Genomic DNA, 12,463 nt, shown 5'->3' on the forward strand with positions numbered 1-12,463 from the left:
ACCAGCCCAGAGCCCAGGCCGTCAGGCCCCACAGCGCCGCCGCGGCGGCCAGGGCCGCTGCCAGGCGCGACCATGCCGAGGCCCGGGACGCGCTGGCGGAAATACGGAACATGCGGGTGGAAACAAGATGAGACATGCGGGCCATGCGAAGTAGTCATACGGAACAGATATGTTATATCATACCAATAATAGCCCGCAGCGCTTCGGGCAACCCGGGCGGGCAGGTTTTCTGCTACCTTCGCGGAATTGCAATGCCGGCCATTCCCATCCAATGTCCACCCGCGCCACCCGTACCGACCCCATAGGCGAGCAACTGCGCATCGCCGAATCGCTCTGCGCGCAACGCGGCCGCCGGCTGACGCCCATCCGGCGCAAGGTGCTCGAATTGCTGCTGCAGCATGGCCGCAGCCTGAAGGCCTACGAACTGCTCGAGTCCATGCGCGCGGTGCATCCGGGTGCCGCGCCGCCCACCGTGTACCGCGCCCTGGACTTCCTGATGGACGAAGGCCTGATCCACCGCCTGGACGCGGTCAACGCCTGGACGGCCTGCCACGACGCGGCGGGGGCGCCGCACGACCTGCTGGTGGTGTGCACTGGCTGCGGCGCCGTGGCCGAAGTCAGCGACCCCGCCATGAGCCGGCAACTGGCCGAACGCGTGGCCCGCACCGGCTTCGCCCTGGCCACCCACGAAACCGAGATCCGTGCGCTGTGCCCGCAATGCCAGCAGAAGCAGCCAGCCGACGCCGGACATCGCCACCACGGCCACGCGCACTGATTGCACCGGCGTGGGGCATGCCGGGCCCTTGATTTGCGGCGAACCATCCCCATATAACTTGATCTATCGGATTACCGCGACGTTTTCCGGGCTTTTCCGGAAACGCCTGCCAGGGTTCGTCCGGGGTTTGCCCCCCCGCCCCGACTGTGCTGTAATCCTGCGTCCGGCCGCAACAGTGGCCGCCTGTAGTCCACGCCCTAGCCGCGCCGCGCGCGCCTTCGGCCTTCAGCTAGCCGCCTTGCCATGAATACCCAGCGCAGTTTGGACAAAATGGTTCCCGTCACCATCCTCACCGGCTTTCTCGGTGCGGGCAAGACCACCCTGCTCAAGCGCATCCTCACCGAATTCCATGGCCGCCGCGTAGCCGTCATCGAAAACGAGTTCGGGCCCGAAAGCATCGACAACGATCTGCTGGTGCAAGACAGCCAGGAAGAAATCATCGAGCTCAGCAATGGCTGCGTCTGCTGCACCGTGCGCGGCGACCTGATGCGTACCCTGGCCGACCTGCGCGCCAAGCGCCAGGCGGGCGAGCTCACCTTCGAACGCGTCATCCTTGAAACCACCGGCATGGCCAACCCCGGCCCGGTGTGCCAAACCTTCTTCATGGACGACGAAATCGCCGAATACTACCGCCTGGACGCGGTGGTAACGGTAGTTGACGCCAAGCACGGCATGGCCACCCTGGACGCTCAGCCCGAAGCCCAGAAGCAGGTCGGCTTCGCCGACCGCATCCTGGTGTCCAAGAAAGACCTCGTCAACGAAACCGACTACGAAGCGCTGCGCGCGCGCCTGGTCCGCATGAATCCGCGCGCGCCCATCACGCCGGTCAACTTCGGCGAAGTCGACCTGAAGTCCATCATCGACATCAGCGGCTTCAACCTGAATTCCATTCTCGACATCGACCCGGACTTCCTGGCCGACGAACACCCCGACGCGGCGCACAGCCACGCCCACCACGACCATGATCACGGCCACGATCATGACCACGAAGGCGAATGCGGGGCGCATTGCCATCACCAGCCTCATCACCATCATCACCACGACGACGAAATCGGCGCCTTCGTGTTCCGTTCCAACAAGCCCTTCGATCCCGCGCGGCTCGAGGAATTCCTGGGCGGCGTGGTGCAGGTCTATGGTCCCGACCTGATGCGCTACAAAGGCATCCTGTACATGAAAGGCATCAACCGCCGCATGTTGTTCCAGGGTGTGCACATGATGATGGGTGCCGAACCCGGCAAGCCGTGGACTTCTGCCGAAAAGCCATCCACCAAGATGGTCTTTATCGGACGCAAACTGCCCCAGGAAATTTTCACCCGGGGCTTGGAGCAGTGCCTGGCGGGCTAACGCCGCAATCCCGACGCGCGCGCCGCGCCAGGATCGATTCATAGTGGAGTGTTTTCATGGCTACCAAGGCAGCAACCAAAAAATCAAGTAAGTCGACGAGCGATACGGCGATTGATCTGCCCAGCGAAGAAGAATTGCTGGCCATGCCCGAATCGGACTACATGAACGACCGCCAACTGGCGTTCTTCAAAGAACGGCTCAAGCAACTCGAGCAAGACATCCTGGCCAACGCCGGCGAAACCACCGAGCACCTGCGTGAAACGCAATTCGTGCCCGATCCCGCCGACCGCGCCACCATCGAGGAAGAGCATGCGCTCGAGCTGCGCACTCGCGACCGCGAGCGCAAGCTGCTGAAAAAAGTGCAACAGTCCATTGCCCGCATCGACAGCGGCGAATACGGCTGGTGCGAGGAAACCGGCGAACCCATCGGCGTTCCCCGCCTGCTGGCCCGCCCCACCGCCACCCTGTCGCTGGAAGCCCAGGAACGCCGGGAAATGCGCCAAAAGCTCTACGGCGACTAAGCCGTCCCTGATTTTCCTCCTCGTCTTGAGGGCCGCGCCGGATTTCCGCCGCGGCCCTTTTCTCGTGGGCGGCGCCCGGACGATAATGGGGTTCGCGCGCCATGCGCGGCGCTTGAATTCCGGCACCTTGCCCCCAGCTAGACCCTTCACAGGAAGGAACGCATGGAACAATTTCACGCCACCACCATCGTCTGCGTGCGGCGCGGCAACCGCGTCGCGCTGGGCGGCGACGGCCAGGTCACCCTGGGCAATGTCGTCATCAAGGGCACCGCCCGCAAAATCCGCCGGCTGTACCACGACAAGATCCTGGCCGGCTTTGCCGGCGCCACGGCCGATGCCTTCACCCTGCAGGAACGCTTCGAGGCCAAGCTGGAAAAGCACCAGGGCCACCTGATGCGCGCCGCCGTCGAACTGACCCGCGACTGGCGCACCGACCGCGTGCTGCGCCGCCTGGAAGCCATGCTGATCGTGGCCGACGCCGAGCACACCCTGGTGCTTACCGGCAACGGCGACGTACTCGAACCCGAACACGGCCTGGCCGCCATCGGCTCGGGCGGCGCCTACGCCCAGTCGGCCGCGCTGGCGCTGCTGCGAAATACCGAGCTGTCGCCGCAAGACATCGTCAAGCAGTCGCTGGAAATCGCCGGCGATATCTGCATCTACACCAACCAGAACCACGTCATCGAAACGCTGGGCGAATAAGCGGCCGCCGCCGGCCCGCCCCAAGGATCCCGTTTTATGTCCGCATCCACCATGACCCCCGGGGAAATCGTCTCCGAACTCGACAAATACATCATCGGCCAGAACCGCGCCAAGCGCGCCGTGGCCGTGGCGCTGCGCAACCGCTGGCGCCGCCAGCAGGTCGACGAGCCACTGCGCCATGAAATCCACCCCAAGAACATCTTGATGATCGGCCCCACCGGCGTGGGCAAGACCGAAATCGCGCGCCGCCTGGCCAAGCTGGCCAACGCGCCCTTCATCAAGGTGGAAGCCACCAAGTTCACCGAAGTGGGCTACGTGGGTCGCGACGTCGACACCATCATCCGCGACCTGACCGAATATTCCATCAAGCAGACGCGCGAACTCGAAATGCGCCGCGTGCGCACGCAGGCCGAAGACGCCGCCGAAGACCGCATCCTGGACGCCCTGGTGCCCCCGGCGCGCAACGCCTCGGGCCAGCCCGAACGCGGGGAAGAAAGCAGCACCCGCCAGACCTTCCGCAAGCGCCTGCGCGAAGGCCAGATCGACGACCTGGAAGTCGAGATCGAAGTGGCCCAGGCCATGCCGCAAATGGACGTCATGACCCCGCCCGGCATGGAAGAAATGGCCGAGCAGTTGCGCGGCATGTTCGCCGGCCTGGCGCGCGACAAGAAAAAGCCCAAGAAAATGAAGGTGAAAGAAGCCTTCAAGCTGATCGTCGACGAAGAAGCCGCCAAGCGCGTCAACGAAGACGACCTGCGCACCGCCGCCATTGCCAACGTCGAGCAGAATGGCATCGTATTCCTGGACGAAATCGACAAGATCGCCGCCCGCCAGGAAGCCAGCGGCGCCGACGTATCGCGCCAGGGCGTGCAGCGCGACCTGCTGCCCCTGGTGGAAGGCACTACCGTCAACACGCGCTACGGCATGGTGCGCACCGACCACATCCTGTTCATTGCCTCGGGCGCGTTCCACCTGGCGCGGCCATCCGACCTGATTCCCGAGCTGCAAGGCCGTTTTCCCATCCGCGTCGAACTCGAATCGCTGTCGGCCAAAGACTTCGTCAGCATCCTGTCCGACACCGATGCCTCGCTGACCAAGCAGTACTCGGCGCTGCTGGCCACCGAAGACGTGCAGCTGGATTTCACGCAAGACGGCATCGAGCGCCTGGCCGAACTGGCGTTCTCGGTGAACGAACGCACCGAAAACATCGGCGCCCGCCGTCTGTACACCGTCATGGAAAAGTTGCTGGAAGAATTGTCGTTCGACGCCACCGCCAGCAACGGCCACACCGTCAAGATCGACGCCGCGTACGTGGATGCACAGTTGTCCGAAGCAGCGGCCAACCAGGATCTGGCGCGCTACGTGCTGTAGCGGCCGCGCACCACGCTACTTGCTGATTTCCGTGACCACGTAGCGGCCATCCTTGCGGGTGGCCGTGAAACGCACGTTGTCGCCCGGCTTGATATTGGCCAGCAGCGCCGGGTCGGCCTGGTACACCAGCGTCATGGCGGGCAGGTCCAAGGCCGAGATTTCACCGTGCTTGATGGTGACTTTGCCGCCGGCCGAGTCCACGCGGCGCACCTCGCCGCTGGCCGACGCCGTGGCGGCCGCTTCCTGCTTCACGGCCTGGGCCCGCGCGGGCAGCGCGGCCCAGGCGGCCAGCCCCGCTACAGCCAGGGCCAGGGCAACCGCCTTATATGCATTCTTCATGGCATGACTCCTGATCACTGCAAACACCCGCTGCCGCCGGGTGTCCGCCTACGCCTACAGGATAACGCGTCCGCGTCCGCCGCCGCGGGCACTACACTAAGCGCCTGTTTCCCCACGTAACCAGACCCGAGATCCCCCATGGGCAACCGACTTTCCGCCGTGGCCACCCGCACCGGCGACGATGGCACCACCGGCCTGGGCGACGGCAGCCGAGCCGACAAAGACTCGCCGCGCATCGCCGCCCTGGGCGACGTAGACGAATTGAACAGTGTGATAGGCCTGTTGCGCACTGAAACACTACCCGAGGACGTACAGGCCGATCTGGGCACGATCCAGAACGACCTGTTCGATGTGGGCGCCGAATTGTGCATTCCGGGCCACACGACCGTGCAGGCCGCGCAGCTGGCATGGCTGGACGAAAGGCTGGCGCACTACAACGGCGCGTTGCCGCCCTTGCGCGAATTCATCCTGCCCGGCGGCTGCCGGACCGCCGCGCTGGCCCACCAGGCGCGCACCGTGGCGCGCCGGGCCGAACGCGCGGTGGTGGCACTGGGCCGCCGCGAAACGCTGAACGCCACCGTGCGCCAGTACCTGAACCGTTTGTCGGACCTGATGTTCGTGCTGGCCCGGCACCTGAATGCCGCCCAGGGCGCAGGCGATGTATTCTGGACCAGCCCGCATTCGCGCGTAAAACCCTAGGATCCGACGCCAGGCACGCATTTCCATGAGCATTCTCGTCACCGGCGGCGCCGGCTTCATCGGATCGAATTTCGTGCTGGGCTGGCTGGCCCAGTCCGATGAGCCGGTCATCAACCTGGACAAGCTGACCTACGCCGGCCACGCCGGCAGCCTGGACAGCCTGCGGGGCGATGCGCGCCATCGCCTGGTGCAGGGCGATATCGCCGACACCGCCCTGGTGTCGCAACTGCTGCAAACGCACCAGCCGCGCGCCGTGCTGAACTTCGCGGCCGAATCACATGTAGACCGCGCCATACGCGGCCCCGACGCTTTCATACAGACCAATGTCACGGGCACGTTCCAGTTACTGGAAGCCGTGCGCGGCTACTGGCTGGGCCTGGGCGAACCGGCGCGCGCGGCCTTCCGTTACCTGCAGATATCCACCGACGAAGTCTATGGCTCGCTGGATGCGCAGGCTCGCGCGTTTGCCGAGGGCGACCCCTACCGCCCCAACAACCCCTATTCGGCCAGCAAGGCGGCGGGCGACCATCTAGTGCGCGCCTACCGGCATACCTATGGCCTGCCGGTACTGACCACGCACTGCCCCAACAACTACGGGCCACGCCAGTTTCCGGAAAAACTGATTCCGCTGCTGGTGCACCAGGCCCTGGCGGGCAAGCCCCTGCCCCTGTACGGCGACGGCTCGCACGTGCGCGACTGGCTGTATGTGGACGACCATTGCGCCGGCCTGCGCCGGGCGCTGGAAGCAGGCGAGCCGGGCCAGGTGTATCACATCGGCGCCAGCCAGGAACGCAGCAACCTGCAGGTGGCGCAGGCCGTGTGCGCGCTGCTGGATGCCTGGCGGCCGCGTGCCGACGGGCGCCAGCATGCGGGCCTGATCACGCTGGTGCGCGACCGCCCCGGCCACGACCGGCGCTACGCGGTCGATGCAGGCAAGATCCGCGACCAGTTGGGCTGGCAGCCCGAACATGGCTTCGACGCCGGCCTGCGCGCCACTGTACGCTGGTATCTTGACCACCCGGAATGGGTTGCCAGCGTGGCGGGGGGCGCCTACCGCCATTGGCTGCAAACCCATTACACGCCATGAAAATCCTGCTTCTGGGCGCCACGGGCCAGATCGGCAATGCCCTGCAGCGTACCCTGCTGCCGCTGGGCCGGGTGGATGCCCCCACCCGTGCGCGCCTGGACCTGGCCGACCTGGATGCCCTGCGGGCCCTGCTGCGCGAGCAGGCGCCCGACCTGATCGTGAACGCGGCCGCCCATACCGCGGTGGATGCCGCGCAGCAGGATCCCGCCCCCGCATTCCGCATCAATGCCGACGCGGTTGCCGTGCTGGCGGAGCAGGCGCGCCACAGCGGCGCGCTGCTGCTGCACTATTCCACCGATTATGTCTTCGACGGCGCCAAGCCCACGCCGTACACTGAACGCGACACGCCCGCACCGCTAAATGTATATGGCCAATCCAAGCTTGCGGGCGAACAGGCCATACTGGCCAGCGGCTGCCGCGCCCTGGTCCTGCGCACCAGCTGGATCTACGCCGCGCATGGACAGAACTTTGTGAAAACGGTACTGCGGCTGGCGACCCAGCGCGATGAACTGCGCGTGGTGGCCGACCAGTCCGGCGCGCCCACATCGGCCGCCCTGGTGGCCGACGTCACGGCGCTGGCGCTGGCCGCGTATCGCCAGCAACGCCTGGCGGAAGGCCTGTATCACCTGAGCGCGGCGGGCCGCACCAGTTGGCATGGGCTGGCGCGCCACGCCGTCGAGCGCGCGCGCCAGCAGGGCGTGCGGCTGAGGCTGCAGCCGGAACGCATCCTGCCCGTGGCCACGCAAGACTATCCCCTGCCTGCCCCCCGGCCGCGCAATTCCCAACTGGATACGCGCTTGTTATCCGGCGCGCTGGGACTGGAACTGCCCGACTGGACCGTGCACCTGGACCGCACCATTGCGCTGCTGGCCCTGCGCGCACCCTCTTTGCCGAGCGACTCATGAACGTCATCCCATTAGCCATTCCGGATGTGCTGCTGATAGAGCCGCAGGTATTCAGCGATGCGCGCGGCCATTTCTTCGAAAGCTACAACGCCGCGCGCTTTGCCGGGGTATTGGGCCGCGACCCCCACTTCGTGCAGGACAACCAGTCGCAGTCGCTGCGCCATGTGCTGCGCGGGCTGCATTACCAGATCCGGCAGCCGCAGGCCAAGCTGCTGCGCGTGGTACGGGGGGAAGTCTTCGACGTGGCCGTGGACCTGCGCCGGTCATCACCCACCTTCGGCCGTTGGGCCGGCGCGTTGCTGTCGGCCGACAACAAGCGCCAGCTGTGGATACCCGAAGGGTTCGCGCACGGCTTCATGGTGCTGTCGGACGTGGCCGAAACCCTGTACAAGACCACCGACTACTACGCGCCCGCCCACGAACGCTGCCTGCGCTGGGACGATCCGGATGTAAGCATCGCCTGGCCGGCATCCGACAGCGTGATCATCTCGGACAAAGACCGGCAAGGCGTGGCGTTGAAAGACGCAGAGGTGTACGACTGAAGCACGCTGCGCAGCCGGGTATGCACGGGTGTCTGGCTCCGGCCAGGGTGCCAGACACCGCCGACTGAGGCCGTCGTGGCACACAACGGTGTCTGGCACCTTCGGAGCCAGACACCCGCCGATTTCAGTTCACGCCCGCCGCATGCGCCTGTTCGTCGGCATGGTACGACGAGCGCACCATGGCCCCCACCGCCGCATGGGTAAAGCCCATGGCATAGGCTTCGCGTTCCAGCATGGCGAAAGTATCCGGGTGCGCGTAGCGCAGCACCGGCAGGTGGTGTTCCGAAGGCTGCAGGTACTGGCCGATGGTCAGCATATCCACGCCATGCTCGCGCATGTCGCGCATGACTTGCAGGATTTCTTCATCGGTTTCGCCCAACCCCAGCATCAGGCCCGACTTGGTGGGCACTTCGGGATGCAGTTGCTTGAACTCGGCCAGCAGCTTCAGCGAATGCGCGTAGTCGGAACCGGGGCGCGCCTGCTTGTACAGGCGCGGCACGGTTTCCAGGTTGTGGTTCATGACATCGGGCGGCCCGGCGTTCAGGATGGCCAGCGCGCGTTCCAGGCGGCCGCGGAAATCGGGCACCAGGATCTCGATGCGCGTATTGGGCGACAGGCTGCGGATGCGCGAAATGCAGTCCACGAAATGCGCGGCGCCGCCATCGCGCAGGTCGTCGCGGTCGACCGAGGTAATGACCACGTATGACAGCTTCATGGCGGCAATGGTGCGCGCCAGGTTTTCGGGCTCGCTGGCGTCGAGAGGGTCGGGCCGGCCATGGCCCACATCGCAGAAGGGGCAACGGCGCGTGCACTTGTCGCCCATGATCATGAAGGTGGCCGTACCCTTGCCGAAGCATTCGCCGATGTTGGGGCACGAGGCCTCTTCACAGACGGTATGCAGATTGTGTTCGCGCAGGATGCGCTTGATGTCGTAGAAGCGCGAACCCGGCGCCGCGGCCCGCACGCGGATCCATTCGGGTTTTTTCAGGCGCTCGGCCGGCACGATCTTGATGGGGATGCGCGCGGTCTTGGCCTGCGACTTCTGCTTCTGCGTGGCGTCGTAGGGGGCCGGCGTGGCGGCTTGCGCGTCGTTCGAGGATTGCGTGGGCTCGAGCGTGGACATTCGTCACCTTCGTCATGACCGGCGCGCTTGCGAAAAGCCACGCCAGTCCGAGAAAAAAGGCCATTTTAGCGCGTTGCGCCCGCCGGCCCGGGAATGGCGGCCAACAAACGCGCCGCCAGGCGTTCGCCCACCGCGGCCAGATTGTGCCGCGCGCCGCATGCAGCCATGTCTACAGTAGACAGGCCGGCATAGCCACAGGGGTTGATGCCCAGGAAAGGCGCCAGGTCCATGTCCACGTTCAGCGCCACGCCATGGTATGCGTAGCCGTTGCGGATCTTGATTCCCAGCGCGGCGATCTTGGCCAGTTCGCCATTCGCGCCCCGCGGCACGTACACGCCTGGCGCGCCGGGCTTGCGGCAGGCGCCGGCCACGCCGAAATCATCCAGCGTACCGATGGCGGCGCCTTCCAGCAGGCGCACGTAGTCGCGCACGAACAGGCCGGCGCGGCGCAGGTCGAACAGGGTATAGGCCACCACCTGGCCCGGGCCGTGATAGGTAACCTGCCCGCCGCGGTCGCACATGACCACGGGGATGGCGCCAGGGTTCAGCACATGTTCCGGCTTGCCCGCCTGGCCCAGCGTGTACACCGGGGCGTGTTCGCACAGCCAGACCTCGTCGGGCGTGGCCGCGCCGCGGCCGGCCGTGAAGGCCCGCATGTCTTGCCATACCGGAAGGTAGTCGGCCGGCCGGGTCAGCCACTTGATCATGCACGCGCCTCGCTGGCCGCCCTACAGGACGATGGACACCATGGGGTGCCCGTGCAGCGCGCGATACAGATTGTCGAGCTGCTCGCGCGAGGTGGCGCGCACGGTGAAGGTCAGGCCGATGTAGTTGCCGCCCTTGCTGGGCCGCATCTCGACCGTGGCCGGATCGAAACCAGGGTCGAACTGCAGCACCACGTCGGTCAGGGTTTGCGCGAACTCGGGGTGCTGCTTGCCCATGACCTTGATGGGAAAGTCAGAGGGGTATTCGATCAGGGATTCTTCGGGCGGGATGGGATACATGGGAAATCTACCGCGAAACGCCTACAGGGCGGCGATACGGGCATCATACCCCGCACGCAGCCGGGCATAAACCGGGCCGGGCTTGCCCGTACCCACCGGCTTGCCGTCCAGCCTGGTGGCCGGCAGCACCTCTTTGGTGGCCGAGGTCACCAGCAGTTCGTCGGCGGCGGCCACCTCTTCCTGCGTGAGGCGGCGCGCTTCGAAGGGAATGCCGGCCTCGGCGGCCAGTTCGCCCATCAGGCCGTAGCGTATGCCTTCCAGAATCAGGTTGTTCTTGGGCGGAGCCAGCAGCTTGCCCCCGGACACCACCCAAATGTTGCTGGACGACCCTTCGGTCAGGAAGCCATCGCGGAACTGCGCGACCTCGTCGGCGCCCGCCTCCACGGCCCGCTGCCGCGCCAGCACATTGCCCAACAGCGACACCGACTTGATTTCGCAGTGCAGCCAGCGTTCATCGGGGATACTGATCAGGCTGATGCCCTGCTCGCGCTGCGACGCCGGCGGCGGGTTGAACACCGTGGCCATGCCGAACACCGTGGGCGGAACGCTTTGCGTGGGGAAGGCGTGGTCGCGCTTGTACACGCCGCGCGTCACCTGCAGGTAGACAATGCACGTGGGCGTGGCCGAACGGCTGGCCAGTTGGCCGATGAGCTCGACCCATTCGGCGCGCGCCATGGGCTGGGCAATGCTCAGCGCCTTCAGGCTGCGGTCCAGGCGATCCAGGTGTTCGGCCATGCGAAACGGCTTGCCGTCGTACACCGGCACCACTTCGTAGATGCCATCGCCGAAAATGAACCCCCGGTCCAGCACCGAGATCTTGGCCTCGTCGGCCCGCGTGAATTCGCCGTTGAGATACACCTGGCTGTCGCCCGGCATGCCCGGAATCATGTGTGGCTCCTTGGGGGCGGCCGCGCCGCCCGGATTGCGGTTTGCGTTTATTGGAACTTGCGCTTGACCATGTCGATGATGCGGCCGAAGAAGCCGGCGCGTTCGACGTCGTCTTGCACCACCAGCGGCTCGGTGCGCAGCACCTTGTCTTGCAGCGTAAGCTGCAGCGTGCCCACCTGTTGTCCCTTGGACAGCGGCGCCACGAGGGGGTCGGTGCGCTGCGCCACCGGCTTGATCTCGCCCGACTTGCCGCGCGGCACGGTCAACCAGATCGGCTTGGGCGGGCCCAGCTTCACCGTTTCGACCTTGCCTTCCCACACCCGCGCTTCCAGGCCGGGCTGGTTCTGGTCGTACAGCTTCACCGTGTCGAAATTCTGGAAGCTCCAGTTCAGCAGCTTCAAGCTTTCTTCGGCGCGGGTGGCCTCGCTGTCGGCGCCGGCCAGCACCGACAGCACGCGGCGGTCGCCGCGCAGCGCCGTGGACACCAGGCAGTAGCCGGCCGCGTCGGTGTGGCCGGTTTTCATGCCGTCCACCGACGGGTCGGCCCACAGCAGGCGATTGCGATTCGGCTGCGTGATCTTGTTGTACGTGAACTCTTTCTGCTTGTAGTAGTGGTAATAGTCGGGGTGATCGTTGATCAGGGCCGTGGACAGAATGGCCAGGTCGCCCACCGTGGTGACGTGCTGCGGATCGGGCAGCCCGGTGGAATTCATGAAGTGCGTCTTGGCCAGGCCCAGGCGTTCGGCTTCCTGGTTCATCAGCGCGGCAAAAGCCGATTCGCTGCCGCCCACGGCCTCGGCCAGCGCCACCGACGCATCGTTGCCCGACTGCACGATCATGCCCTGGATGAGCTCGTCCACGGTTACCGGCTTGCGCGGCTCGATGAACATGCGCGAACCGCCGGTACGCCAGGCGTGCTCGGAAACCGTCACCTGCTGGTCCAGGGTGATGCGCTTTTCTTTCAGCGCGTTGAACACCACGTAGGCCGTCATGATCTTGGTGAGCGAGGCAGGCTCGATCTGCATGTCGGGGTTCGACGATGCCAGCACCTGGCCGCTGCTGACGTCGATGGAAATCCAGGCGCGCGCCGCGATGGTGGGCGCCGGTACGGCCGACAATTCCGCCACCGGCGTCGCCGCGGCCGCGGCGGGAGCCGAGGCGGC

Annotated in this window: 15 protein-coding genes; 9 read left to right on the top strand and 6 right to left on the bottom strand. The window is 65.8% G+C overall.

Going from position 1 to position 12,463, the window contains the following annotated elements; translation table 11 throughout:
• Window positions 1–271 precede the first annotated feature (271 nt).
• The 5 genes from LPZ50_RS13965 to hslU all read left to right on the top strand — a co-directional run bounded on the left by LPZ50_RS13965 (window position 272) and on the right by hslU (window position 4,713).
• Window positions 272–775 carry a Fur family transcriptional regulator gene (locus LPZ50_RS13965; RefSeq protein WP_230662078.1) on the top strand — a complete coding sequence of 168 codons (504 nt, stop codon included), beginning with the start codon at window positions 272–274 and terminating at the stop codon, window positions 773–775.
• A gap of 243 nt (window positions 776–1,018) precedes the next feature.
• Entirely contained in the window at window positions 1,019–2,119 is a 1,101-nt protein-coding gene (locus tag LPZ50_RS13970) for a CobW family GTP-binding protein (RefSeq protein ID WP_230662079.1), read from the top strand.
• A 56-nt stretch (window positions 2,120–2,175) separates the two neighbouring features.
• Window positions 2,176–2,640 (top strand): RNA polymerase-binding protein DksA, encoded by a 465-nt coding sequence (dksA, locus tag LPZ50_RS13975; RefSeq protein ID WP_230662080.1) that lies wholly within the window; start codon window positions 2,176–2,178, stop codon window positions 2,638–2,640.
• A 162-nt stretch (window positions 2,641–2,802) separates the two neighbouring features.
• Window positions 2,803–3,342, top strand: a complete 540-nt coding sequence (gene hslV, locus LPZ50_RS13980) for an ATP-dependent protease subunit HslV (protein WP_230662081.1) — start codon at window positions 2,803–2,805, stop codon at window positions 3,340–3,342.
• 36 nt (window positions 3,343–3,378) lie between these two features.
• A complete protein-coding gene (hslU, locus tag LPZ50_RS13985; protein WP_230662082.1) occupies window positions 3,379–4,713 on the top strand; it encodes an ATP-dependent protease ATPase subunit HslU in 1,335 nt (444 codons plus the stop codon).
• Window positions 4,714–4,728: 15 nt separating this feature from the next.
• Here hslU and LPZ50_RS13990 read toward each other — a convergent pair whose 3' ends face one another.
• Window positions 4,729–5,052, bottom strand: a complete 324-nt coding sequence (locus LPZ50_RS13990; RefSeq protein ID WP_230662083.1) for a copper-binding protein — start codon at window positions 5,050–5,052, stop codon at window positions 4,729–4,731.
• A 138-nt stretch (window positions 5,053–5,190) separates the two neighbouring features.
• On the opposite strand from LPZ50_RS13990, the gene LPZ50_RS13995 reads away from it, so the two are divergent.
• The 4 genes from LPZ50_RS13995 to rfbC are packed head-to-tail and all read left to right on the top strand — an operon-like array spanning window position 5,191 to window position 8,285.
• A complete protein-coding gene (locus tag LPZ50_RS13995) occupies window positions 5,191–5,751 on the top strand; it encodes a cob(I)yrinic acid a,c-diamide adenosyltransferase (protein ID WP_230662084.1) in 561 nt (186 codons plus the stop codon).
• 25 nt (window positions 5,752–5,776) lie between these two features.
• Window positions 5,777–6,838, top strand: a complete 1,062-nt coding sequence (rfbB, locus tag LPZ50_RS14000) for a dTDP-glucose 4,6-dehydratase (protein ID WP_230662085.1) — start codon at window positions 5,777–5,779, stop codon at window positions 6,836–6,838.
• Window positions 6,835–7,743 carry a dTDP-4-dehydrorhamnose reductase gene (rfbD, locus tag LPZ50_RS14005; protein WP_230662086.1) on the top strand — a complete coding sequence of 303 codons (909 nt, stop codon included), beginning with the start codon at window positions 6,835–6,837 and terminating at the stop codon, window positions 7,741–7,743. Before rfbB ends, rfbD begins: the two co-directional genes overlap by 4 nt.
• Window positions 7,740–8,285 (top strand): dTDP-4-dehydrorhamnose 3,5-epimerase, encoded by a 546-nt coding sequence (gene rfbC, locus LPZ50_RS14010; protein ID WP_230662087.1) that lies wholly within the window; start codon window positions 7,740–7,742, stop codon window positions 8,283–8,285. The genes rfbD and rfbC overlap by 4 nt, the downstream gene beginning before the upstream one ends.
• 124 nt (window positions 8,286–8,409) lie before the next feature.
• On the opposite strand, the gene lipA is transcribed toward rfbC, so the two are convergent.
• The 5 genes from lipA to LPZ50_RS14035 form a co-directional block, all read right to left on the bottom strand.
• Window positions 8,410–9,408, bottom strand: coding sequence for a lipoyl synthase (lipA, locus tag LPZ50_RS14015; protein ID WP_230662088.1), 999 nt, complete (start codon window positions 9,406–9,408; stop codon window positions 8,410–8,412).
• 65 nt (window positions 9,409–9,473) lie between these two features.
• Entirely contained in the window at window positions 9,474–10,115 is a 642-nt protein-coding gene (gene lipB, locus LPZ50_RS14020) for a lipoyl(octanoyl) transferase LipB (RefSeq protein ID WP_230662089.1), read from the bottom strand.
• 21 nt (window positions 10,116–10,136) lie between these two features.
• A complete protein-coding gene (locus LPZ50_RS14025; RefSeq protein ID WP_230662090.1) occupies window positions 10,137–10,412 on the bottom strand; it encodes a YbeD family protein in 276 nt (91 codons plus the stop codon).
• A 21-nt stretch (window positions 10,413–10,433) separates the two neighbouring features.
• Complete coding sequence (locus LPZ50_RS14030) at window positions 10,434–11,300, bottom strand: D-amino acid aminotransferase (protein ID WP_230662091.1); 867 nt, start codon at window positions 11,298–11,300, stop codon at window positions 10,434–10,436.
• 47 nt (window positions 11,301–11,347) lie between these two features.
• A partial coding sequence (locus tag LPZ50_RS14035; protein WP_230662092.1) for a D-alanyl-D-alanine carboxypeptidase family protein occupies window positions 11,348–12,463 on the bottom strand: 1,116 nt, incomplete at its 5' end.

Source organism: Bordetella petrii (assembly GCF_020991325.1).
GTDB classification, from domain to species: Bacteria; Pseudomonadota; Gammaproteobacteria; order Burkholderiales; family Burkholderiaceae_B; genus Bordetella_A; species Bordetella_A petrii_E.

Coding starts and splice junctions, on each gene's coding strand:
- LPZ50_RS13995 (WP_230662084.1), top strand. CDS start 5,191: ATGGGCAACCGACTTTCCGCCGTGGCCACCCGCACCGGCGACGATGGC.
- LPZ50_RS13970 (WP_230662079.1), top strand. CDS start 1,019: ATGAATACCCAGCGCAGTTTGGACAAAATGGTTCCCGTCACCATCCTC.
- rfbC (WP_230662087.1), top strand. CDS start 7,740: ATGAACGTCATCCCATTAGCCATTCCGGATGTGCTGCTGATAGAGCCG.
- dksA (WP_230662080.1), top strand. CDS start 2,176: ATGGCTACCAAGGCAGCAACCAAAAAATCAAGTAAGTCGACGAGCGAT.
- LPZ50_RS14025 (WP_230662090.1), bottom strand. CDS start 10,412: ATGTATCCCATCCCGCCCGAAGAATCCCTGATCGAATACCCCTCTGAC.
- hslV (WP_230662081.1), top strand. CDS start 2,803: ATGGAACAATTTCACGCCACCACCATCGTCTGCGTGCGGCGCGGCAAC.
- rfbB (WP_230662085.1), top strand. CDS start 5,777: ATGAGCATTCTCGTCACCGGCGGCGCCGGCTTCATCGGATCGAATTTC.
- lipA (WP_230662088.1), bottom strand. CDS start 9,408: ATGTCCACGCTCGAGCCCACGCAATCCTCGAACGACGCGCAAGCCGCC.
- LPZ50_RS14030 (WP_230662091.1), bottom strand. CDS start 11,300: ATGATTCCGGGCATGCCGGGCGACAGCCAGGTGTATCTCAACGGCGAA.
- lipB (WP_230662089.1), bottom strand. CDS start 10,115: ATGATCAAGTGGCTGACCCGGCCGGCCGACTACCTTCCGGTATGGCAA.
- rfbD (WP_230662086.1), top strand. CDS start 6,835: ATGAAAATCCTGCTTCTGGGCGCCACGGGCCAGATCGGCAATGCCCTG.
- LPZ50_RS13965 (WP_230662078.1), top strand. CDS start 272: ATGTCCACCCGCGCCACCCGTACCGACCCCATAGGCGAGCAACTGCGC.
- hslU (WP_230662082.1), top strand. CDS start 3,379: ATGTCCGCATCCACCATGACCCCCGGGGAAATCGTCTCCGAACTCGAC.
- LPZ50_RS13990 (WP_230662083.1), bottom strand. CDS start 5,052: ATGAAGAATGCATATAAGGCGGTTGCCCTGGCCCTGGCTGTAGCGGGG.